We start from the raw sequence: 24,210 nt of genomic DNA, 5'->3' as shown, positions 1-24,210 counted from the left end.
TATTTTACCCAATTTTACCTTTTGCTTCTAAAATGAACAGTGAATTTTTCTGTTTTTTTAGCCTCTAGTACAGTTTTAAATGATAGTTGATTTCCATTTCTAAACGTGTAAGATTTTTTTGTATCTATGGTGCTTGTTGAATTTTTGTTAAACTGTATAAGAAGTTCGATAGTCTTCTTCTCCTCTGAAGTGTTTTTGAGAGTGTAAATCACCGTAGCATCCAGATAGTTTTTAGTATCGGAGCGCTTTTGTATGGTCTCTTTTACTTTGAGGTCAAAGTTTTTGCCGATAGTTAGTTTTACGGGTGTCTCTTTTGGTGTGTGTTCAAGCGAACTCTCACCTAAAAGAATGTTTTGCTTATTTAGTTCTGAGTAAGTCCTGACGACTCCTTTTGGAAGTGGAATGTCAAGTTTTTTTATTTCAATAAATTGAGTAACGCCGTGTTTGCGCTCTGATTGCAGGTATAGCGGGTTTGAAAGAACAGCATAGTATTTACGTGTTATAGGAATATCATTTAGGGTGATGAATTTTATCTGAGTCTTCTCATTGTTAGCCAAGTTGACTTTAAAAGGAACGCTGTAGAAATGGTAACCTTCATATGCCTGATGAGATACAGCCGGTGCATCTTGCATCATTGCCATTGCTTTTTCATATCTGAACTCTGGTCTTGGTCTTTGAGCCCTGTTTATATCTCCGGCGAGTACATAAAGTTTTGTGTCTTCATAAGCTTTTCCGGAGCGGTTGTCTATGGTTATCCAGCCGGTTAAATCTGCTTTGTTACCATTAAGGTTTAATATGTAGTCGCTCTTCCAAGATAGGTTTCTAATGAGATAATCTATGTTCATTTTTGTCTCAAGATTCTCTTTGGTATTTATGTTCCATACAAGAGAGGGCTTTGTAATAAGTGAATTAGGAATAGCTTCAAATATTATATCTTTACTTAAAACAGAGATGATTTCATTGCCTGCATCTCTTACAAGTGAGTTGTTTGAAGTATGTGAAAGCAGTGTTACATATTTTTTGCAGCCCAGGCTGCCCTCTCTTGTTTTACAATTCACCTTGTCAACTTTAACTTTTTTGCCTATGTGGGCATCTAAAAGTTTAGACATTGTAAGTTTGTCAAAGCGGTATTGTTGAGAAAAAAGTCTAATAGAGTTGGGCAAAACTACATTTACAGAGTCTGTCTCTATGGTACTTGCGACATCTTTGTAAATTATCTGTTTATCACCTCTTTGCACATTTAGCTTTTTTTCTTCATGAACAAGTCCTATGCCGCCGTTATAGACTATAAGTGATGAGCTTTCAGGTTTTGGGCTTAGAGATGAAGCAAAGAGTGAACTTGTAAGAAGCACAAGTGAAGTTGAAAGTAAGGAGAATCTTTTCATTGTAAGTCCTTTGAGTACTTATGAGTACATATATGTTACACTATCAAAAAAAATAATGGGTAATAATGATTGCATCTCCTTTGGTATATCTCTTTTCTCTGGCATTTCTTGCTACGCTCTTTCATCAGCTAGATACAAAGACTACATGGAAGGTTTTTAAGTATATTCCGGCGGTTGTGTTTATCTACGCTTTTTCAATGTTGTTCGCATCTTTAGGGATGTTTGAGAAAAACGAAGAGATAGATGCTATCTATAAACTTACAAAGACAAACCTGCTTCCTGCGATGCTGTTTCTTATGCTTTTGCAGGTTGATTTTAGGCACTTTTTTAAGCTTGGCAAGTCTCTGCTTATCTCTTACGTATTAGCGGTTCTCTCTATAGCGTTTGGTTTTGTTATAGTGGCGTTTGTCTTTGGGTTTGACACAGACTCAGCGGCGGCTTTTGGGGCACTTGCGGGAAGCTGGATGGGTGGAACTGCTAACATGATAGCTGTCGGTTCTGCACTTGGAGTGTCTCAAGAAGCGTTTGGTTATGCACTAATAGTCGACAGTGTAAACTACACTTTGTGGGTTATGTTGCTTCTGTTTTTAGTTCCGTTTGCACAGTTCTTTAACAAGTTTACAAAGAGTGATGAAAACATTGCTTATATTGGTGAGATAGGGTGTGCCTGCAGCATGGGAGCACCAAGGTATTGGCTTCTTATAGCTCTGGCTATTGGAGCATCTCTTCTCTCCCAAGTTATCGCTCAAAACATTGAGATACTAAACAGGACAACGACTATAGTTTTGCTTGCATCTACGCTTGGAGTCTTAGGCTCATTCACAAGATTAAAAGAGTTAAACGGTTCTAGTGAAGTTGCATCTACCATGCTCTACATTCTAATAGCTCTCATAGGTTCAAAAGCAGTATTTGACAACTTCAGTGATGTCGGTGTTTATGTGCTTGCAGGTTTTAGCATCTTGGTCATCCATGCTGTTATCATGGTCATCGGAGCGAAGATATTTAAGCTTGACTTGTTCAGTGTAGCCGTTGCATCTCTTTCAAACATAGGAGGAGTCGCATCTGCACCGATACTAGCCGCGACCTACAACAAGTCGTTGGTAAGTGTCGGAGTTCTTATGGCAATAATGGGTTATCTCATAGGAACTTTCGGCGGTTTGCTTGTTGGAAATATTTTGATGGGGATTGTGAAGTAAGCAATAAAACAAAAGTTTATTACTATATACTTAGTCTATAGTAAAAGTTAAAAATTTTATCGACATCAGGATCAGTCCATTTTGAAAATAGCAGACATAACTACACAAGTAAGAGAGATAGCTTTAAAGACTCCTTTCATCACCGCTCTTAGACGGGTGGACACGGTCGAGTTTGTAAGGGTTGCTATCACTTGTGATGATGGCAGTGTTGCTTACGGCGAAGCACCTGCTACGAAGGCCGTTACTGGAGAAGATATTTACAGCATCTTGGGCGGTGTGGCGTTTATAAAAGAAGAACTCATAGGTTTGACTCCCTCAGATGCTCTTGTAGTTTTGCATCAGGCTGAGATGGGAAGCAGTGCTAAGGCTTCTATAGATATGGCTCTTTTTTCTTTGCTTGGCGATGAAAAAGACAAACAAGACATTACGCTTCAAACAGATATAACTATAAGTCTAAAAGATGCAGATGAGATGCTCACTGACGCTAAAAAAGCCGTGGCAGAGGGTATGAAAATCTTAAAAGTGAAATTTGGTTCAGACATAAAACACGCCATAGAAGTTACCAAAAGACTTGCAGACCTAGATGCCAAACTTATCATAGATGCAAACCAAGCCTGGACGCAGGAGAGCACTATGGAGTACATAGACGCGACCTTGGACGCTAAGCTGGAACTTATAGAACAGCCTGTCGGAGCTTCACAGTTGCATGAGCTTAGATGCATAACGGATTATTCACATGTCCCTATACTTGCAGATGAGTCGGTATTTACACTAGAAGATGCAATAACGGTTGTAGAGTACGCTTGTGCAGATATGATAAACATTAAGCTTATGAAGTGTGGTGGAGTTACAAAAGCCATAGAGATTTTGGAGTTTGCAAGAAAAAACAGCGTGAAATGTATGTTAGGCTCGATGTTAGAAGGTCCCATATCTATAAATGCGGCTTTGAATTTGGCACAAGAATACAGTGATGTTATATCGTACATAGATTTAGACAGCCCTTTGCTTTACAAAGAGCCATCAGATGAGTTAGAGTTTGAGTATAGAGGTTCTGAAATAGTACCTATCTAATATCTATTGTTTAACGAAAAAAGATGTGCATATATTAGCTTCATATATCCGTTTGTAGTTAATTTTTTTAATTTTCTCGATTCTAGTTTATTTAAAGCATTTTCATCAATGACATAAATCCCATGTTTGAGAGAATATTTTTCTTCATTTATTTGTATGTTAATCTCTGCTTGTTTTAATATCCCTAAGCTTTCTATAAAAGCACCTAAATTCTTAGCGTTGTTAATATTTGTATATACTTCCGTAACAAACTTAACAGCAAAATTACCTTCTTCAGTAAGGTCTTTTTCATCTTTTACGATTAATTTTCCTTTCTCATCTTTAAGAGCTTCGGCTTGAGTGTCAATAGTTATAAAATTGTTGCCATCGCTCATTCCCAAACCGAACGGATAACATCTTAAAGCTGCAGGAATATAGCTATTTTCTTTCCAGGTATTGTCTTCCAAGAGCAAAAGGTTTTTACTCTCTTCTCCACCAAGCACAACGCTAGGCAGTACAGTTGCATTTTCATCTTTTACAAAAACTATTATCAAAGATTTCATCGCAACTAGCATCTCCTCAATAGATATGGGAACTAAATATGCATCTTTTGCAAATTCATAATTTTCGTATTGAGAGAGTTTTAAGTCTCTATGAAGACTTTTGTTTAATATTTCTGGTTTTTTAAAGACATTCGCTAACATTTGTTAGTTTCCTTATATGATTATTTTGTGTGAGGATTATATATGAATTAAGGTTAATGTTCAATGAGAAGCAAAAAAAAAGCCTCACTAACTCCGAAGAGAAAGTGAGGCTTGAAAGCTTTAGAGGCTTTTGTCTTCATTACACCTCAGGAGAGGTGGAATGAGATTAAGCTCTTGAAGAGCTTTGGTTTATAGATTATATACTTGTGTTAAAATCTAAAACTACGTTAGATAATGCACCATTAGCTTCGTTAATAGTCATATTAAAGTCGCCATATGAATTAGAGTTATTCACATCAGTTAGAGTAACATTACCTTCACCTGTAGCACCTGCAACATAAGCAATCGCAGAAGATACTGTACCGTTAAGGTCAGTAAATGATACTGTTGAGTTAGTTTCACCTACTAGATTTATTACTTTAAATACAACAGCAGCACCTGTAGATTTAGTAGTATTAATATCAGCTGTATAGTGAGTTGCACTAACTTTAGTGAAGTTACTAATAGAACCATTAGCATCAGTCTGAACAGTAATTACAGGGTAAGCATTAAAGAAGAAAGATAAGTTTCCATCAACTGTGTTAGCTTTTCCAAACTCATCAGTTACTTTCCAAGTAGATGTAGTATTTGTATCACCTAATGTTTGGTTTAAGTCAACTGTTAAGTTGAAATCCATATTATTTGTAGCTGCTTGAGAAGTTACAGTAGCAGCAGTAACTGTTACCCATGATGGTAATCCAGAAACAACAACACTATTGTTTGTCTCACCAGTGTCTTCAGTAGTTACAACAGTAAATGCAGTATTAGTTATAGGTGCTGCGTTAGTATAGTTCCATATTACCGTGCTTCCAGAAGCATTACCATCCATGCTTGTTACAGATGGAGCAGTATTAGCAGTATTAGCAGTACCTCTTAAGTCAGTAGTACCTAAATTAATAACTTTAATAGCTTCAGTAGCAGATATACCACCAGTAATACTTGTGATAGAAGTCTTAGCAATTGGGCTAGCATTTGCACCATCAGTACTTACACCAACAATAGCACCAGTTGAATCAACAAGAGCAATTTGTAAGTTAGCAATACCATTTAAATTACCTGTAGATAAACCAGTTACACCAGTTAAGTTAGCATCAGCAGCTGTTACAATTTGATTAATTAATGTTTTAGCATCAACAGTTACAACATTACCTGAAGCAGTAACAACACCAGTTACACCAAGAGCAGAAGCATTGATATCTGATTTAGCAACAACTTGATTACCATCAGAAGCTTTAGCTTCCCATTTAATCAATGTACCATTAGCAATTGCAGGTACAGCTAAAGCATTTGAAGTTGTTTTAGTAGAATTAATTTCAAATGGTAATTCAACAACGATAGCACCAGATTTATTAGAATCATTAGAAGCTACAGTAGATTTGTCACCAGATAAAGCAAGAACTAATTTAAATGCAGTGTTAGAGATATTACCATCAGTATTTGTCATATTGAAATCTACTAGCATAGCAGTATTAGCAATTTTAGCACCTGTAGAAGCAAACGTTGAAGAAACAACATTATTGATTTCAATAGCATCTAACGCAAATTTACCTGTTGTAGTTGGAGGAGTTAAAGATTGAATCGTACCGTTTACAACAGATTTTTCAATATTCATACCAGCGATATCAGAAGTTGTGAAAGCACCATTTGTTGCTGAAGCAGCAAGTGAAGTAGCTAAAGCTTTAGCATTTACATCTGTTATAGCAGACGCAAGAGTAGTTAAAGTTCCTGCTAATGTTGTTGCCGGAGTAGCAGCAAGGATAGCAGCAGCTTCAGTAGCACCTGCACCTTTTAATAAAGCAGTTACTAATTTATATGTTGGGTTAGTAGATGCAAGTTGAACTGGGTCAGCAGTTAGTAAATTAACACCAGTTAAACCTAGGTTTGTAGCAATTTTTGTAGCATTCGCTTCAATTTCAGCAAAAGTTGTTGCATTTAGATCTACAAGAGAAGTTGGAACTGTTCCACCAGCTGCAGCATATCCCCCAAAAGTAGCAGCGTTATTTGAAACAATCATACTTGTAATTGGTGAAGCGATAGGACTATTTCCTGGAGCTAAAATAACTGTAGTACCTAATTGAGTATCATTAACATCATAACCATTTACTCCATCAGCTTCTATATAAGCAGCAGGTGTAAAAACTGTACCAGAAGTTGATGAAGCTTTTGTAGCAATTGAGAAAAATTTAATTCTAGATTTGACTGAACTGTTAGTATCAGCAGGTAATGAATAAGTTGAAGAACCTAAAGTAACAACACCTGATACAACTTCTTTTGTTGTTGGAGTAGATGTCAAAGCAACAGTTTTCATACTAGCATTGTCTTCTGCTAGATAGTGAGCTTTTGCTGTAGCATTATAGATATAACCATCCACCGCTTGAACAGCAGTTTGAATAGCAGCAGTTGTGCTTGCAGTAGATGTTGTTGTTGCTGCTGTCGACGAATCATCAGAACTACATCCTACGAAACTTGCTGCTAATAACGTAGCAGCTGCGATTGAAATTAAAGATTTGTTTATAGTCATATTGACTCCTAAAAATTTGAATTTGCAAATTCTACCTATACAAAAAAATGTAAGATGTAAATTACATTGACTAGTATCATACTAAAATACATTTTTGCATTTTATGGATGTATAGATAAAAGTTATTGTAAGTGTATCATAAAATTTTTCCGTTTAACTTAAATTGTTTGTTATTTTATGCTAAATAAAAGTAACATTCAGCGAAGAGGTGCTGAAATGTAACATCAGCCCCAAAAGAAAGGCTTAAGAGCTAAATTTTTAATCTATATACTTTTGCCAGGGGTGAAAGAATTGTTGGCTCAAAAAGGTTTTTGTCGTAATTTTCTAGTACAAAAAGTTGAACGTAGAGGGAATTATAAACTTTGTTGTCCACAACTAAAAACTGATTGTAGTTTTGCATAAAGATTACATTTAGATTTCCAGATGGGTTTAATGTTTGTAATTGTTTTTGTAAGACTCCTTTCGTGTCATAAAAAGTTTTTACAAAGTTTTTAATAGGATATTCCTTTCCAACTATTTCTATCTTCCCTGTTTGTTTGTTTAGTTTAATAGTATTTCCTAAGTCTATGGATGTAGCAGACTCTTTAAAAACAGTAGATTTGTAAAAAAATGGTTGTGTTCCCTTTTTACCACTCATTAAATCTAAGTTTGAAAAAAGAGTTACTGTAGGGTAGATAGACATCAATCTGTTTGGCAAATATAGATAGATGTCTCTTGTTTTTGCGGGTAGTTTAATGTCTAATTGTAGAGCTGCTAAAAAATGGTTTGTATCTTTAAGGCCATAATCTAGAGTCATATTTGCTATATTTGTACGGTTTCTTTTTGGATTGTTGCTTTGCATTTTATATGCAGCCTCAGTGTACTCAACATCAAGTCGTAGCATTTTCGCAGCTGGCAATTGATGATTTGTCAAGGCAAAAGATACTGGAAAGTTTACACTTCCTGAATGCTTACCTCCATCACTTAGAGTTTTTACGTCAGCATAGTATCTGATTGGATAGCCATAATCCCACCACCCAACTACATAGTCTTCTCTGTCTGCTATGCTTTTTAATTTATCTAAAACCAAAACTTCATCTTTAGTAAATACTGTTGGTACTTTATAATTCACTACGTGTTGGATATTTGGAATAAGAACGAATATAGTAAGAGTAGCAACAAAAATATATTTTAGAGAATTGTTTTTAATAAAATTGCCTATTTCTACAATGAGAAAAGCAATTCCAAGAGCTAACACCGGTACAGCATAAACAGTAAATCTTAATCCGCCACTATATGCTAAAAATCCCAATCCAATCATAGGAAGACCAAGAAGTACAACAGGATGTTTTATTGATAACCAAATATAACCTATAACAGAGAGTATAAAAGTTATAGGATGACCGCTAATTCTATTTGCAAAAGTTTCGAAGGGAATTTGTCCGGCTTCTCTTACTGTTTGCATCACAGAGAAAAAATTTAGTTTTAAATCTGTTCCTGAAACTAGAATAGCATCTTTAAATACATAGCCTTTTAGTTGTCCCCAAATTGGGTCAAATCCACCTGATATAAAAAATAATCCAAAAGCAGAGAAGAGGGCTAAGAGAAGATATTTATGAAAGTTTTCTTGTCTAAAAATTATGAAAAATCCAAATACAAATAATACTCTAAGTGTAATATCAAGCTGAGACATTGCTAATAGCATAATAGTGACAAGTTGCAAGCTATATGATGTGTCTTGCTTTTTGATGTATTGGTATATAGTATAGGCTAAGATGAGCCCAAAAAATGCAAATTCTAAACTATAGCTTTGAGGATACCACCATCTGTAAGCTATAATGTCCAAGGCTGTAAAAAGTAAATATTTGTCTTCTCTTGTCTGCTCGGCTAAGACTAATGACCATAACAAAAAAGTCGGAAAAACTATATTTAAAAAGTCTGTGTCATAGTAGCCAACCATCGTTCGGTTGTAATAACTCCATGCAATACTTCCGATTAAAGCGGCAATGAATCCAACTTCTAGTTTTTCAATATTTCTTCCAATGAGTATGATAGGTATAACTAAAAGTGAAGCAAAAAATGCCGGCATATAAAATATAATAGTTTCAAAGCTAAATGGAACTATTTTGGCAATAAATGCTGTGAATATTGAGCCGGCACTTGAAACTGGAGATAAATCATTAGCTTGAGTGGTTCCGGATAATATATCCCTAGCGCCTTCTGCATAATAGTACCCATCATTTGTATTTATCATAAATTCAGAGTTAAATTTAAATTGTTCTACATCTTTAAACTCATCGACCCATATAAGTCTAACTGCGAAACTAAATGTAAATGCTATGAGTATAAATAGGATTGTTAGTTGGTTTTTGTTTAGTGTCATTTTTTTCCTTTAATCTGCTTTTTCCAATTTTATTATGTCAATTTTATAGTTACTTGGTTTTTTCGTTTTGGCATTATACTCAAAATTTATTTTTGATTTGAATTGTTCTTTGTAATTTATGTCTATAGAGATGCTCAAAATATTGGTTGTTGTCGATATCTTATGTCCTAACATTCCTTTATTTATTTTTTTCATATAGTACTGATCAAAGGGTAAATCTTCGAGTTTTGCATATACATCAGGATAGTCAGCTATTGTTTTGAGCGTGTTTTGATTTGCATCGTCAAAGAGTATTTTCATACTTTCATAGGATAGGAAATTTATATCTACAGTGGAGTTTGTAAAGCTAAATATTTCTGAAAATGGAACATTATATATTGTTGCATCTCCAGTTTTCTCAAAATAAAAATCTATGATTTTATCTAAATGAGTTTGATTATAAATTTTTGAGTTTCTAAAAATAGGATAAGCTTTTATAATCTCACTGTTTTTGGAGTTTCTACTCTCTTTGTCATTATCTACCGTATCTTTTAGTAAATCTAAAAAGAAGTAAGGTTCTTTTAGCTTGTACTTTGTTAGAAGAAGTATAAATTTATCATTAATTAAGTTGTCTTTTATTGCACTGTTTACAAAAGCATTTATATTTATATATCTTTGTGCTGAGTTTAGTTTTAAAATAAGATTTGATTGTCCAATGTTTAAGGGAATTGGGGTCATTGATGTATAATGAATGGTTTCTTCATTAAACTTTATGGTTTTTAGGTATTTAAATAGATTGTGCATAATAAAATTTGTTTGAATCATAGCAAAAGAGCTAGTCACATCATCTTTGCTCTCTTTTGTTTTGTTAAGAAAAACAGAAACAATACTTAAAAGCAGTAGCATTAACATAAGTGTTACAAAGAGGACCACAGCTTTTCTTTTTTTCATTTGTAAGCCTCTATTTTATTGTAGGTATCTGAAATACCATTGGTTTTATGGAGGATGATCTAAGCATAACTGTAACAAAGTCGCCCACTTGTGAAACTTTAAAACTTAACGTGTCAGTAGTAAGAATATCAGCATATAAAAAAGCCTGAGTAATTTGCTCTTTGTTATCTAGTTTTAGTGCTTCTAGTGATTCCACTCTTATAAGAGCATTGTCCTTTTTACTTACAAAGTACAGAACATTTGGGTTTATGATTTCATAGATGGAATTTTGAGTTTTAAACCCAATAAGATCATATTTAGTTGCGTGTGAGATGTTAATATTACTTATAGATTGTGCTATATCAAGGGTTAAAATATTAAATATTTTTTGTTCTGCTTGAATCTTATCTGCTTTTTCTAAGTAGTGATTATTTTGATTTTTTATGGAATTTAGTATGGTGTGAACATAAGTAAACATGATTCCAAGCAAAACAATAGATAGCAGAACTTCTATAAGTGTAAATGCTTTTTTTAAGCCGTATAATCTCATTTGGCTTTTCCCATCCACAAGAAATTTTGTGTGTAATCCTTGTATTTAACTTTTAAATCTCCATACTCTAAGTATAATTTTTCGTTACCGTCATCTGCTAAAAATATTTTATCTTCTATCTCTTTGTTTATACTTAGTGTTATTGATTTTAAAAATTCTCTATCTTCATTTGTTAAGTTTTTAAACTCAGTAAGAGATAATAAATCCATTTCTTTTTCGTTATCTAAATTTTCTCGAGATAAAATGGCACTTGAGAGCAAGATGATTTCTTGAGAATGTATGTTGCGTTCCATAGCTCTTTTGTTGAAAGAGTTAAACTTGATGAGAGCTGTTCCTAAAAAGGCTAAAACCATTACCGATATAAGTACTTCTATAAAGCTGAATGCATTTCTCATTCTGCTAAACCTGCATACATAGGAAGATAATCTCTCTTTTTTATATAAGAGATGATATCTTCTTTGTTAATAAACTCTTTAGCATCGTCAAAATAGGGACTAATATAAACCCATTTTCCATCATCAGTATAGTATATAAGAGTTTCAAATTGCTCATGTGTTAATTTTTTAAAAATTAGTGTCGGCCTGAAATATATATCTTCGTTAAGTTCAATATTATTATATTCAACAGACTCTAGAACTTCATCTTGTTTAAGTAAAAAAGTTTTTACATTTTCCTTAAACTTAAAATCTTTTATTATCTCTTGTTTCGAGTTTAATAGGTAACAAATCTTATTCTCACCATTACATATAATGCTTAGTTTGTCACCATGCTCTTTTGCTTCATTGATTAAAAACTCCTTTACCTTTATAAGAGAAAACTTTTTTTCTTTAGCTGATGAGGATATGGTAAAAAAATATATACCATACACTATACTTACCAAGAGCAAGACTATTAGCATCTCGATTAAGGTAAAGGCTTTTTTCACTTTTTATTACATTCCGTAAGTGTAATATCTTTATTGTTGTCTTTACCATTTTCCTTACCATCTGCACCCAAAGATATAAGGTTTATTTCCCCATCTTCATTGAGATATATGTAATGGTTTTTCCAAGGGTCAATAGGAAGATTCTCTCCATCTAAATAACCAGACTTTGCATAGCCTTTGTACTTTTTTTCATCAGGATTTTTAATAAGTGCTTGTAAGCCTTCTTCTGTAGCAGGATAAAGTCCATTGTCAAATTTAAATGATTTTAATGCTTCTTGCACATTTTTCATTTGAATACAAACAAGTCTCTGTTTCGCATCTTCAGCTTTGCCCATAATGTTTGGTAGAACTAGTGCACTTAATAAACCAAGAATGACGATAACAATCATCAATTCCATAAGTGTGAAGGCACTTCTCATTTTTGTTTTTTTCATGTATATTCCTTTGTTTTTTTACTGTATTGAAATTGAGAATATTGGCAATAGCATCGAAATAACTAAAAATCCAATAATTCCACCGACAAATACCATTAATACCGGTTCCATTAAGGATAATAAAATCCCTATTTTATCTTTATTATTTTCTTCGTAAAATTCTGCTAACGTTTCAAGAGTGAAAGGTAGTTCAGAACTATTTTCACCAATTGCGACGGCACTCAAAAAGTCAGATGGTAATTTTATCATATCTTGCGACTTTACTGAATCAAAAAAAGATTTACCTTCAACAATTTGATTTGATATCTTTTCAAATACTTTTTGCAAAAGAAGGTTTGAAAATATTTTCGATGAAAAGTTCATTGTTTGGGCAAAAGGAACACCATTTTTTAAGAGTAGAGATGTAACGCTACAAAAGCGTCCTAATTCGTAGTTTAGCAATATAGTTTTAACTAAGGGTAACTTCAACAAAAATGTATCTATATATAATCGAAACTTTCCTTGTCTGCTCCATATAAAACCTAGTGCAGATGTTGTGCCAAGAAAAATAAGAAGTAAAATAAAACCATAATCTTGAAAAAAATGTGATACGGTTAATGTAAATTGTGTAGAAGCAGGGAGCTCATTGCCCATAGAAGTGAACATGTCTACAATATTTGGAACAATGTTTGTAAGCATAAAATTAATCATAACTATGGAAATAAATATTATAAAACCAGGATAAACAAATGCCTTAGTAACCTCTTTTTTAATTCTTTCTATGCCATTCATAAAATCACTAAGTTCTTTTAGCGTTGGAGCTAAACTTGAACTCTTTTCAGACACTTTTATTGTATATAAAAAAAACTGAGGTAATTTAAAAATTGATTGGCGTTCAAGTGCTTCGAAAAAAGTACTTCCGGACTTTAATGAATTTATAAGGGAATCAAGCCAAAGAAGCATTTTTTTGTTACTTTCATAACTGTTTTTAAGTAGTGCTAAAGCTTGATAAAGTGGTATAGAAGATTTGAGATATATACTTAAATTTCTACAAATTATAATAAGTTCAGCATTTTTTACTTTAGGAGTAAAAAATGTTTTCTTTTCCTTTATGGTTTCTATCAATATCCCATTGGATTGTAAAATTTCTGTTGCATCAGCTAAAGTATCGGCAGTGATGTTAGATTTTACATTTTTACCATTTTTATCAAAACCATTATAATAAAAAATCATAACTCTTTAATACCAACCCTAATAGCTTCTTCAATAGAGACTTCGCCATTCACTATCATCTCTTTTAATTGAAATTGCATAGAGATAAAATCAGTTGTTTTAAGATATTCGTTTATGAAATATTCATCACTATTGTTTTTTATAACCTTAAGTAGCGGAGCGTCAATCGTAATAATCTCACCTATGGCAATTCTACCTTTATAACCAGTATTGTTGCATTCTTTACATCCGCAAGCTTTATAGATTGATGCGCCATCTGGTATAGAAAAGAACTTGCTGTCTTCACTACTTATAATTACATTTTCTTTACATTCTTTACAGAGTTTTCTAACGAGTCTTTGAGCTAAAACTCCAAGAAGTGTACTCCCAATAAGATAACTGTCAACACCCATATCTACTAATCTTGAAATGGCTGCTGCAGCTGTATTTGTATGTAGAGTAGAGAGTAACAAGTGTCCAGTCATCGCTGCTTGAACGGAGATGGCCGCTGTTTCACCATCTCTAATCTCTCCAAGAAGAATGACATCTGGATCTTGTCTTAGGATTGATCTAAGAGCCTTTGCAAACGTTAGTCCTACTTTGTCATTTACTTGAACTTGATTTATACCAAAACTATTGTACTCAACCGGATCCTCAACAGTTACAATATTTTTTGCACTGTTATCTATGTTTTGTAAAAAAGAGTAGAGAGTTGTAGACTTACCACTACCTGTCGGTCCAGTTATTAAAATCATTCCGTAAGAATGTTTCAAAAAATCTTTCATGCTCCTTGTTACTGTTTCGTTGAAGCCTAACTGCTCAAGAGTAGGAATAGAATCAGATTTCATAAGAAGTCTTAAAACGACTTTTTCACCATAATAGGTTGGTAAAATAGATACGCGTATATCAACTTGTTTTTCCCCTAAAGTTATTTTTGTTCTTCCATCCTGCGGAATTCTAGTTTCAGATATATCAAGGTGAGAAATTACTTTAATTCTGTTTACTATAGACTGAATAGCACTTTTTTTTACTTTTGCAATTTCAATTAGAACACCATCTACCCTAAACTTTACTAAGCCATCTTTCTCATAAGTCTCTATGTGAATATCTGTACAGTTTTGTTTGACTGCTTTTGTAAAAAGAGTGTTTACAAACTGAATGATTGGTGCGGAATTTTCACTTGATAGTAAATTGTCATCATTTTGCAAAAAATCATCTAAGGAAGCCTGATCATCATCTGTTTCTTCATCCGATGAAAAAGTTTGCATTGTGCTTGTAGACCTAATGTCTTTAAACTTTGCTTGTAGTTCTTCATATGAGTGTGTATCAAGCAAAACTACTTCATGCTCGCTACGAACATGAGAGATATAATTTAAGCTGTTATCTGGATTCTCTTTTGAGATACATAAAACAGTTTTCCCATCAATTTGAGTGTATAAAACACCATTTGTGATTGCAAATTCTAAATCATCGATTTGAGTAAAAGGAATTAAATTCGGATTGTTTATTTCAATAAATGGTAACATTTTTTATTACCTCATCAGCCTCTTCTTCTTTTTTTAGTGATTCTAAATTTTTTTGAAGTATTTGACTCATTTGCTTTTGCAACAAATTCATACGCTGAAGCTTCTCTTGAACTTTTTTCAAATCTTTAGAGTTTGTTACTATATATGGTGTAACAATCATAATAGTAGATATTTTGTCATTATTCTCGCTTTTACTTCTGAAGAGTCCGCCAATAAATGGTATATCTCCAAAGAAGGGTACTTTTGTTTCATTTTTACTGTAAGTATTTCTTATAAGTCCACCTATAATGATACTGTCTTCGTTTTGTACAATTGCTGATGTATCAACTTTTCGCTTTGTTGTTGTCGGTTTATCTGTAGCTACAGTTGACTGATCAATGTCTTCAACGTTTATCATAATTTTAAGAACAACATTATCTTCATCAGCTATTTGAGGAGTAATTTCAAGAGTAAGACCTATATCCTCTCTACTATAGTTATTTCTTGTAGTATCCAATGTGCTTGAACCAGTAGAATCCGATGTTAAGATAGACTGTGTTTTTCCTACATATATAGTTGACTTGATATTATTTATACTTAAAAGATCTGGTTCAGATATAACAGTAGCAACTCCTTGTTTTTTAAGAAAATCAATTGTTGCGCCAATAGCAACACCTTTGCTTACTTCTCCAAAATTAATATTCTTTGCTAATACCTCAGGCAAGGCAAATGCACTTCCTCCCATGCTTACTTCTGCTGTTGCAATAGTATCACCAACTACTCCACCACCTCCGAGTCCCCATTTTATTCCCATATTTTCAAGTGCAGTATCGCTCACTTCATAAATATTTACTTTTACAAATACCTGTCGTCTTTCAATATCTAATTTTTCTATAAGTTTTGTAAGTTCTTTAATCTGGTTAACTGTACTACTAATTATTAAAGCATTTAATTCTTTGTTTGATGTAATAACACTTTTTACCGGTGTATTAATATCTTTTGATTTTGCAATTTCTTGAGCAGTTACTACTATGTCTTCAACATTTGCATTTTTTAAAAAAAGTATTTTTGTATCCATTCTAGTTGAATCTTCACCATATAAGTCAAAGTCTTTTACAAAATTTATAGCTTTTTGAATATCCTCTGAATTAGCAGAAACCCAGATAGCATTTTGGTACTCATCTTCCATGAGCTTTATTTCGTCTTTATAACTGTCTTTTGTAGCTTCAAAAATACTTTTTAGTTTTGGTAGCGCAATTTTTACATTATACTGTTTAAGTGCTATGCGTTGAATATCTCTTTTTAAGTCTGTATCAAAAAGTTTTAAAAGCTTATTCATCTTTTTTATGTTTTGAGGGTAATCACTTACTAAAATAAGTCCCATAGAATCATCAGTAGTGATAAGAGCATATTGACTTGCTAAATGTTTTATTTTAGTTGATACAATAGACGCTTTACTATGTTTAGGTCGTAAGATAACCATTTGCATACCAATCCCGGCTTTATCGTCTAATGAAACATTTTTGCTTGCTGTTGCAGCACGAACTATTTCAATATAACCTTTTGAACTCTTAGACAGAGCATAACCTTTAACCATTAAAATATGTTCAAGAAGAGGTAGTAATTCACTATCATCAATAGGTTTATTACTTAAAAAGTTTACATTTCCACTTATAGCTTCATTTATGAGTATATTTTTTTTAGTCTTAGATGCAACAAACTTGATTACATCAATAATAGGGGTACTTTGAAAGTTAATAGTTATTTCTTTAGAAACTAATGCACTAAACATAAAAGCAAGTGCTAATCCAATTTTAATATACTTCATATTTTAATTCCTTTGTTTTACCTTGTCTTTGTATGGTAAGTTTTAGCTGTTTGAGATTTTTAAGATTTTGAAAAAGCTTTATTGGTTGTGATGGTGACGTAAATGGAAGATTATTCATTTTTACTATCATATCTCCTTGTTTTATTCCAAGCTTGTTAAATATAGATGATGCTTTAATATGGATCACTTTAAAGCTTATGGTGTTATTTATGTTGTAAATTCGAACTCCAATAGTTGAAGCAAATTTACTCGCGTCTGAGTATTCATAAAGCATGTCTTGAGGAATATAATACTTGCCATTTTTAACTTTTATTTCTTCAAACATTTTTTTTGCAGTTGTTGTTCTGATATTTGATGATTGATTTGTAGCAACCCCTGTGCTAGATGGATTGGGGTTTTTTTTAAACTCTTTCTCATCATCGGGGTTTAAGAATGCCCAGTAATAGTTTAGTCCTTTTTGAAATTTTGCTTTTTTTTGATAAATTTCTATTAGTTTATAATTTTTATAGCTATCATTTAAGGATAAAAACACCCCACCTTTTGGATCACTAGCAATTACCATGTCTTCATTAGCAGAGAGAAGAATAGAATTTATAGCAAAATCTGTTAATAAAAATTCAGCAGAAGCACTTTTTTGCACTACTGTTTTTTTTATTTCTTGCTTGACTTCTAAGTTAAATGCTTTTGTAACATTGAAAGTGGTTTGGGTGTTGTTTTCAACTATGCTCTTTGATGAAGAATCTTGATTTGGTAAGAACAATGAGACCATCATTCCCAAATTAGCTCCAAGTATACTAAAAAGAAGAGAATATCTAACTAATGGTTTATAAAGTAATTTCATAAACATAAATATCTCCTACTTTTTTGAATTTGGCAAAAAGCATACTATACTTATTCTTAACAGCTTGTTGAATTTTTGCTTCAAAAATTATTTTTTTCTCGCCTATATCAAGAGTACCAATAATTTCTCCAAAATCTCCATTAACCTTAGCGAATGTTCCTGGTTTATAAAAGATATTTATCTGTTTTGAAGCAGGGACTGTGCTTTTAAATGCGCCTATTCCTTCTACGCCTTCAAAATTCATTCCAAATAATGAAATATTAAAATGTTTTATACTTGCAACTCTAGAACCTGAAAGTAAAATATAACTTTGTTGTACATCAAGTGAAAAGGGTTGAGATTTTATGCTTTTGGATTCTATCATTATGTTGTAAACCAATAGTTTTTCTTGCGCATAATAGTAAAGCTTCTCTTTTGGAAAAAATATAATAAAAGAGGCAATAAAAATGAAAACTAAAAAGATTACGTTAAAAATTTTTTTCATTAAATCTCCACCAATAGTTCAATATTGTACTTATCTATCTTTTTAATATTTAGTTTTTTAAAGTCAATATTTTTATTTAATAAAAAGGATGTAACTTTATCGACATTTTTTGTTTCAAGATTCATTTTTATAATCTTTTTCTTGTTTTGCTCTTTCGTTTCATACTTTATATCAAAGGCGGCTAAAAATTCATAAACTCTATTTAACTCATCTTCTTGATGCTTAAGTGACCATTTTTCTTCAAGCACACTTAGACTAGAAAGAATTTCTTTTTTTTCAGTAAGTTCAGTATTTGAAGTTTTTATTTTAGAGTTAAAATAAAACCATAAAGTGGTTTGTGCAACTATTAAAAGAAAAAAAACAATACTAATTTTTTTTAAATCTATTACCATTTTATGACCAAACCAATATTAATTTTTTGATTGTTTGTTACGCTCTGTGGCTCTTGATAGCCACCAACAACATTTGAAGCGTCAATATCCCAATGATTGACTTTATAAGAGACTTCTAGAGAATAATTTTTATTAATATCGTACGAGAGAGGTATTTCATAATAATATCCAGAAGTATTTCCTAAATCAAAATCAAGTCCACCATTTATTTCTGCATGCAACTGAGGTTTATATGCTAATTGATATGCTACTTCAAAACCAATATGCCAGTTTACATCATGAAACAGTGCTTTTAAACCTACATCACCATAAAACCAGCTATACTCTTCTTTATAACCATATTGGCTACCAAGGTTTCTTTCCCAATATCTGTAGCCAAGAGAAGTAAAAACACCAACATCGTATGATTTGCCCCTATTGATTTCATTCCATCTAATTTTAGGGTCAATAATAGTGTTTTCGGTTGTTGATTTAAATGGAATAAGAATAGTACTTGATGTAGATTGTAAAAATCCATCATAATTACTATCCCCTCTTGAGTAGTCAATACTCAAACCTAAAGAGCTCTCATTTGAACCACCATAACCACTACCAAGAACTTTTACATACTCAAGTTTTAATCCTAGGATGTCATCAAAATCACTTTTCTCGCTATCTAAGAAGTTTCCATTTTTGGCTGTTTCTTCATAGTTCATGGAGAGAAAAGTTCCAGCTATCTTCAAAGAGTCCGCGCTAACAGCACTCAAAAATGTAAAAAGTAAGAGTAAAACTCTAATCATTTTTTACCTCTAAAGTTCCATTTGAGTATGTAAGACTTTTTAAGTTTTCATCTTTTAAAGCTTGTGTGAGTTTTTCTTTAAGCTTCTCAGAATTTTGATCTAATTTAGTATATTTTTTTATAAGAGACCTAATTTGGTAAAAACTTCTATTTTGAATATTTAAACTTTCCATCTCATTTTCTAAACTACTTAAAATTGATACTTTATCAAAAGTAAAAAGCAGTATATAGAGTAAAAAAAAGCCAGCAGATAAACTTAAAACTGTTTTTAAACTGCGATCACCACTTTCAAAACTAAGTATTGGTTTTTCACCTTGAAGTAGCTCTTCATAGTGAGTAAGTAAGCTTTTAGATGGCTTTTCTGTAGTGGCATGTGATTCGATAACCCTCTGATTAAATTTATAGAGATTTGTTTCATCGTCAATTGCTATAAAATCAGTTAATTGAAGCTGATTAGCAAAGTAAACTTGAGGATTTTTCAGACCTAGCTCTTTAAGTAAAAATTTAATACTTTTTTTATCATAAGCATATGCATGGTAAAAATCTGTTTTATGAAAGAGTTCTATATCATCAAAATTGTCCGGCTTATTTGACATCATATGCATGGCTATTTTTTTTGCTTTAGCCATACTCTTTGTTGGAATCTCACAAACTTTGAACCAATACATAGCCGGAGATAAAACTACAATATCATTAGCATCAGCAAATGTTGTTCTTTTTTCTAAGCTATATACATAAACTAATGCCACAGTGATCCTTGTATTTTTTGGCATTCTACATCAAATATCCTTGAACCCAAATAAATTCATACCAATTATTAGAGAATAAGTCCATATTTATTGATACATTTATAGTTAACAATGATAAAAAATAACGCTTTAGACTTATAAATTTTTATGATGTTTAGAAGTTAAAATTTTGCTTTTTAAGACGTTGAATTTAGTGACTGTTTCTTTATTTTGCAACACAAGGCTAACCTAAAATAACATAGACTTTATCTAATGTAAAATCATACTCTACACTTCTTATTTTGCAGCCCACGGTATAGTCGGTTTTTTGTCTGCACTATTTAACTTATTGTCTATGTTTGTAGAACAGACATTAGCCGTAACGTTTCTATTTTAAGTTTTGGAGATGCTTATCCAAGACAGCTTTATATATTTCTGTATGACAGGCTTTGCACTCTTGACTTTTGGCATAGGAATGAACAGCATTATTTGCAGATGCTAAAATGGCAAAAAGTAAAATCGGGGCAATTGATTTCATTGATAGTCCTCTTGAGTTATGAATTATTTAAAATTATAACTAAAATAAATTATACAAATGTTACTCTTTTCCATTGGCAACATATTTAAGCCAGAAAAAACCAAAAAGTCCTGCAAACAGAGATGCAAAGAGGATTCCTACTTTTGCTTGAAAGATAAGAGTGTCATCGCCTAAAAAAGCTAATTCTGCTACGAATATTGACATTGTAAATCCTATACCGCCCAAAAATGCAACGCCAAATACTTGTTTCATTGTACTGCCTTCAGGCAGTTTTGCTATTTTGAGTTTTATTGCCAGCCAGGCAACACCGGCAATACCGAGGACTTTACCAAAAATCAGTCCTGCAATTATTCCCAATGAAACAGGTTCGACAAATGTAGTGCCGATAGAAGAAAAATCTATTGATATACCTGCATTGGCAAGTGCAAAGAGAGGTATGACGATTAAACTCACAGGCAGATGCAGATCATGTTCAAGCCTTGCAGACGGCGAACCTACGGAATCTATTTTGTCTTTTATGTTCAATAAAATTGCTTTTTGATTCTCATGCATAGTATGATCTGTAGCAACGGGATAGTTGTCATATTCATCAAGCAGATTTTTTGTATGAGATGTAAAGTCGATAGGTGTAAGTTTTGGTCTTGAAGGAATAGTCATTGCGGCTATTACTCCGGCAATAGTAGCATGTACCCCGGATTCCAGCATAAAAAACCACATAACAAGACCAACCAAAAAGTAAGGAAGGATTGCATGTATTCCAAAACGGTTAAATACCACAAGAATAAGAAACGAGACACCGGATAATATAAGAGGTAGCATATGTATCTGTTCCGTGTAAAAAAGAGCAATAACTACAACAGCACCTAAATCGTCTACGATGGCTAAAGCAACTAAAAATGTTACAAGTGGAGTAGACACTCTATTTCCGAGTAGAACAAGCGCACTAATTGCAAAAGCGATATCCGTCGCCATTGGTATACCCCAGCCGTTTGCTCCTCCACTGCCATAGTTGATGCTAAGGTAGATAAGTGCAGGTAAAACCATTCCGCCGATAGCTGATAAGATAGGTAAAATAGCAACTTTTATATTTGAGAGTTCTCCTACTAAAATCTCCCTTTTTATCTCAAGTCCGACCATAAAGAAAAATATCGCCATCAAACCGTCATTTATCCAGTGATGAATAGAGTGTGAGAGTTCCCATTCACCTACATTGAAATCTATGTTTGTATGAAAAAGATGTATATAAGTCTCTGTCATAGGAGAGTTGGCCAATATCAGGGCAAGAATAGTGGTAAACATCAAAACCAAGCCAGTAGTTGTCTGAGCATGTATAAAGTGTTCAAACGGTGTAGCCATTTTTTTAAAGGCTTTTTCCCAAGGTGCATATATTCTCATTTTAAAACACCTTTATAATAATACGACATAAAAAATTCCTTCAATTAATTGGTACATTATATCTAAGAAGAGAAAACTTAAAAAATGTGTGTATAATTTGTTTATGAATTTAAGTGAATTACAGAACAAAACAATATTGCTTTTTGGGCAAAGTCGTGCTTTTAGTGCTGATGAATTTCAGGCACAGTTGAAGGCTCATAAGATTAATCTTACAAAAGAGTACGGTGAAAATGTTGCTCTTGTGGTTGATGGAAAGATGATGACGCCATATGAGCAGATTGAGAGTGAAAAAATATATGAAGAGAAAAAAACTGAGTTTATCTCTATAAATGCGCTTGAAAAAGAGTTGGCAAAACATATAGATGCAGATACTTTGATGATGAGCCTTAAGCTATCTAATGACAAGAGCAGATTAAAAGATTTTTTAACAAACTCCATGATTGATGATGAACTATACTTACGACTTTTAAAAATGTACTCTTGGGGTGGTGAAGATTTCTTTGACAATGACGATAACAGAGATGTGAGTGCTGCACTTATAGTGAGATTTTATGAAAATATTGAGAGAAATCACAATGTCGAATACGCTGCCCTTGGACTTATGCATCTAATAACACAGTCTAAAGATGAAAAGCTCATAGAAGCAATCTTTATGTTGGAACCTATACAAAAAAGTCTGCTTTTAGATTCCAATAAAGCAAACTACAAAATAATCTCGGCAATTGCCACAAACTACTACGCACCAAAGAATGTGTTAAATATGTTGGTAAAAAAATCAAACTCTTACATAAGAACACTTGTCGCTATGAGAGAAGATTGTGATGAGGAGATGCAATTTTATCTCTTAGAGAGTGGAGATGAAGCGGTACTTGAAGCACTTTCATATAATAGTAATATAGGAAAAAAAGTGGTAAAAAAACTACTTTTTAATGAATACCTTGCTAAAAATATGGCTCGAAATATTCATCTCAATGATGAACTCTTTGAAATATTCTTTAAAAACTATCCAAATGAGGTGGCAAAAAACGAGTTTATTTCATATGAGATGCAAAAAAAACTAGTAGCATATCATTCTGCTGATGTGATGATGTCTTTGGCAAAAAACGAGTATATAGATAAAAAGATAGTCGTAGATTTACTAAGTAAAGAATCGGATGAGATTAAATTTGCTCTGTATGAAAACTCTGCAACTCCTCAAGAGAGCCTTGAAGAAGCATATGAAAATGTTTTAAATCATTTTGCACTTGCAAATAATGAAAACACACCTAAACATATTTTAGAATTGCTGGCACACAGCCAAGATATAAAAGTTCTTAAGTCTTTGGCAAAAAATGTAAGTACTCCCGTTGAGACTCTCTATCAACTTCAACTGGATTCGCGTTTAGAGCGCTCAGTGAAAGAGAATCCAAATTTTGGTAGACATATCATGCATGAAAATATAGGTTGGGAGATATAGATGAGGGCTTCAAAATTAACCACTACACTAACAGCACTGATAGAGCAAAAAGTTCCAAGTTTTTTATGGGGTGCTCCGGGAATCGGCAAGTCATCCATCATCAAGCAGATAGCTCAAAGTAAAGGAGTCGGTTTTATTGATTTACGACTTGCTCTTATGGACCCTACGGATTTAAAAGGCATCCCTTTTTACGACAAAGAGTCTCATACCGCACTTTGGGCTCCTCCTGCATTTTTACCAAAAAGCGGTGAAGGGATTTTGTTTTTAGATGAGCTTAATTCGGCAGCACCGAGTGTACAAGCATCTGCATATCAGCTTATTCTAGACAGAAAAGTAGGTGAGTATGAACTTCCAAGCGGCTGGGCAATAGTTGCTGCTGGAAACCGTGAGGGGGACAGAGGCGTGACCTACAGAATGCCGTCTCCTTTGGCAAACAGGTTTGTCCACTTTGAGATGCAAGTCGATGTTGATGACTGGAAATATTGGGCCTATAAAAATTCTCTGGATGAGAGAATCATATCTTATATCTCATACGTTAATGAGCATCTATTTACCTTTGATGCCAAGAGTGATGAAAAAAGTTTTGCAACACCAAGAAGCTGGGAATATGTAGATAGCATACTAAAGAGCTCTATTTCTCAAGATTTGGTTTTGGACTCTATAAGCGGTGCAGTGGGACGTGAAGTTGCGGTGGGCTTTTTAAGTTTTGCAAAGGTGATGGGCAGGCTCCCTGATATAGAAACTGTTTTAAACTCTGGAGAGGGCGAGTACAGTGATGAAGTCGATGTACTTTATGCACTAAGCACAGCTTTGGTCAGTACCTATTTAAAAGATGCAACTGATGAGAAGTTGGATAATCTGCTTAGATATACTCTAGGAATGAAGAGTGAGTTTGCCGTTTTATGTGTGCAGGATTTGCAAAGAAACGGCGTGAGTATGGAACACTCCTCAGTCTTTAAAGAGTGGGTGCAGAAGTTCGCTTACCTTCTGGCATAATAA

The 24,210-nt window shown here is 33.1% G+C and carries 23 protein-coding genes; 4 read left to right on the top strand and 19 right to left on the bottom strand.

Features of this window, described 5'->3' with window-relative positions; all coding sequences use genetic code 11:
* Window positions 1-14: 14 nt before the first annotated feature.
* Window positions 15-1,385, bottom strand: a complete 1,371-nt coding sequence (locus ABYK18_RS02610; protein WP_373035052.1) for a DUF4139 domain-containing protein — start codon at window positions 1,383-1,385, stop codon at window positions 15-17.
* Between the two features lie 65 nt (window positions 1,386-1,450).
* Here ABYK18_RS02610 and ABYK18_RS02605 point away from each other — a divergent pair, with 65 nt between their 5' ends.
* Window positions 1,451-2,581: a DUF819 domain-containing protein gene (locus ABYK18_RS02605; RefSeq protein ID WP_373035051.1), complete on the top strand. Its 1,131-nt coding sequence runs from the start codon at window positions 1,451-1,453 to the stop codon at window positions 2,579-2,581.
* An 81-nt stretch (window positions 2,582-2,662) separates the two neighbouring features.
* Complete coding sequence (locus ABYK18_RS02600; protein WP_373035049.1) at window positions 2,663-3,652, top strand: dipeptide epimerase; 990 nt, start codon at window positions 2,663-2,665, stop codon at window positions 3,650-3,652.
* Here the strand turns inward: ABYK18_RS02600 and ABYK18_RS02595 are convergent.
* The 18 genes from ABYK18_RS02595 to nhaA all read right to left on the bottom strand — a co-directional run bounded on the left by ABYK18_RS02595 (window position 3,649) and on the right by nhaA (window position 21,755).
* On the bottom strand, window positions 3,649-4,335 hold the full coding sequence (locus ABYK18_RS02595) for a SapC family protein (RefSeq protein WP_373035048.1): 687 nt from the start codon (window positions 4,333-4,335) through the stop codon (window positions 3,649-3,651). The two genes, ABYK18_RS02600 and ABYK18_RS02595, sit on opposite strands and share 4 nt — an antisense overlap.
* A gap of 196 nt (window positions 4,336-4,531) precedes the next feature.
* Window positions 4,532-6,895 (bottom strand): beta strand repeat-containing protein, encoded by a 2,364-nt coding sequence (locus ABYK18_RS02590; RefSeq protein ID WP_373035047.1) that lies wholly within the window; start codon window positions 6,893-6,895, stop codon window positions 4,532-4,534.
* Window positions 6,896-7,145: 250 nt separating this feature from the next.
* On the bottom strand, window positions 7,146-9,257 hold the full coding sequence (locus ABYK18_RS02585) for an STT3 domain-containing protein (protein ID WP_373035046.1): 2,112 nt from the start codon (window positions 9,255-9,257) through the stop codon (window positions 7,146-7,148).
* A 9-nt stretch (window positions 9,258-9,266) separates the two neighbouring features.
* A complete protein-coding gene (locus ABYK18_RS02580) occupies window positions 9,267-10,187 on the bottom strand; it encodes a hypothetical protein (RefSeq protein ID WP_373035045.1) in 921 nt (306 codons plus the stop codon).
* 10 nt (window positions 10,188-10,197) lie between these two features.
* Window positions 10,198-10,716: a type II secretion system protein J gene (locus tag ABYK18_RS02575; protein WP_373035044.1), complete on the bottom strand. Its 519-nt coding sequence runs from the start codon at window positions 10,714-10,716 to the stop codon at window positions 10,198-10,200.
* Entirely contained in the window at window positions 10,713-11,111 is a 399-nt protein-coding gene (locus ABYK18_RS02570; protein WP_373035043.1) for a hypothetical protein, read from the bottom strand. Before ABYK18_RS02570 ends, ABYK18_RS02575 begins: the two co-directional genes overlap by 4 nt.
* Window positions 11,108-11,641 carry a prepilin-type N-terminal cleavage/methylation domain-containing protein gene (locus tag ABYK18_RS02565; RefSeq protein WP_373035042.1) on the bottom strand — a complete coding sequence of 178 codons (534 nt, stop codon included), beginning with the start codon at window positions 11,639-11,641 and terminating at the stop codon, window positions 11,108-11,110. Before ABYK18_RS02565 ends, ABYK18_RS02570 begins: the two co-directional genes overlap by 4 nt.
* The gene (gene gspG, locus ABYK18_RS02560; RefSeq protein WP_373035041.1) at window positions 11,638-12,075 is read right to left on the bottom strand and encodes a type II secretion system major pseudopilin GspG; all 438 of its coding nucleotides are present in this window, start codon (window positions 12,073-12,075) and stop codon (window positions 11,638-11,640) included. The genes ABYK18_RS02565 and gspG overlap by 4 nt, the downstream gene beginning before the upstream one ends.
* 18 nt (window positions 12,076-12,093) lie before the next feature.
* Complete coding sequence (locus ABYK18_RS02555) at window positions 12,094-13,287, bottom strand: type II secretion system F family protein (protein WP_373035040.1); 1,194 nt, start codon at window positions 13,285-13,287, stop codon at window positions 12,094-12,096.
* Window positions 13,284-14,792: a GspE/PulE family protein gene (locus ABYK18_RS02550; protein WP_373035039.1), complete on the bottom strand. Its 1,509-nt coding sequence runs from the start codon at window positions 14,790-14,792 to the stop codon at window positions 13,284-13,286. Before ABYK18_RS02550 ends, ABYK18_RS02555 begins: the two co-directional genes overlap by 4 nt.
* A complete protein-coding gene (locus tag ABYK18_RS02545; RefSeq protein WP_373035038.1) occupies window positions 14,776-16,599 on the bottom strand; it encodes a hypothetical protein in 1,824 nt (607 codons plus the stop codon). The genes ABYK18_RS02550 and ABYK18_RS02545 overlap by 17 nt, the downstream gene beginning before the upstream one ends.
* Window positions 16,586-17,446: a PDZ domain-containing protein gene (locus ABYK18_RS02540; protein ID WP_373035037.1), complete on the bottom strand. Its 861-nt coding sequence runs from the start codon at window positions 17,444-17,446 to the stop codon at window positions 16,586-16,588. The genes ABYK18_RS02545 and ABYK18_RS02540 overlap by 14 nt, the downstream gene beginning before the upstream one ends.
* Window positions 17,424-17,924, bottom strand: a complete 501-nt coding sequence (locus ABYK18_RS02535; protein ID WP_373035036.1) for a hypothetical protein — start codon at window positions 17,922-17,924, stop codon at window positions 17,424-17,426. Before ABYK18_RS02535 ends, ABYK18_RS02540 begins: the two co-directional genes overlap by 23 nt.
* The gene (locus ABYK18_RS02530) at window positions 17,924-18,316 is read right to left on the bottom strand and encodes a hypothetical protein (RefSeq protein WP_373035035.1); all 393 of its coding nucleotides are present in this window, start codon (window positions 18,314-18,316) and stop codon (window positions 17,924-17,926) included. The genes ABYK18_RS02535 and ABYK18_RS02530 overlap by 1 nt, the downstream gene beginning before the upstream one ends.
* The gene (locus ABYK18_RS02525) at window positions 18,310-19,095 is read right to left on the bottom strand and encodes a hypothetical protein (RefSeq protein ID WP_373035034.1); all 786 of its coding nucleotides are present in this window, start codon (window positions 19,093-19,095) and stop codon (window positions 18,310-18,312) included. The genes ABYK18_RS02530 and ABYK18_RS02525 overlap by 7 nt, the downstream gene beginning before the upstream one ends.
* Window positions 19,088-19,843, bottom strand: coding sequence for a hypothetical protein (locus ABYK18_RS02520; RefSeq protein WP_373035033.1), 756 nt, complete (start codon window positions 19,841-19,843; stop codon window positions 19,088-19,090). Before ABYK18_RS02520 ends, ABYK18_RS02525 begins: the two co-directional genes overlap by 8 nt.
* 367 nt (window positions 19,844-20,210) lie before the next feature.
* Window positions 20,211-20,360, bottom strand: a complete 150-nt coding sequence (locus ABYK18_RS02515; protein ID WP_373035031.1) for a hypothetical protein — start codon at window positions 20,358-20,360, stop codon at window positions 20,211-20,213.
* Between the two features lie 60 nt (window positions 20,361-20,420).
* Window positions 20,421-21,755, bottom strand: a complete 1,335-nt coding sequence (gene nhaA / locus ABYK18_RS02510) for a Na+/H+ antiporter NhaA (protein ID WP_373035030.1) — start codon at window positions 21,753-21,755, stop codon at window positions 20,421-20,423.
* Window positions 21,756-21,858: 103 nt separating this feature from the next.
* Between nhaA and ABYK18_RS02505 the strand changes: the two genes are divergently transcribed.
* Window positions 21,859-23,211: a hypothetical protein gene (locus tag ABYK18_RS02505; protein WP_373035029.1), complete on the top strand. Its 1,353-nt coding sequence runs from the start codon at window positions 21,859-21,861 to the stop codon at window positions 23,209-23,211.
* Window positions 23,212-24,207, top strand: a complete 996-nt coding sequence (locus tag ABYK18_RS02500; protein WP_373035028.1) for an AAA family ATPase — start codon at window positions 23,212-23,214, stop codon at window positions 24,205-24,207.
* Window positions 24,208-24,210: the final 3 nt, after the last annotated feature.

The sequence above is a fragment of the Sulfurimonas sp. genome, assembly GCF_041563495.1.
Taxonomy (GTDB): Bacteria; Campylobacterota; Campylobacteria; order Campylobacterales; family Sulfurimonadaceae; genus Sulfurimonas.
The sequence above is the reverse complement of the archived record's forward strand: the minus strand, read 5'-3'. Positions and strand labels throughout refer to the sequence as shown.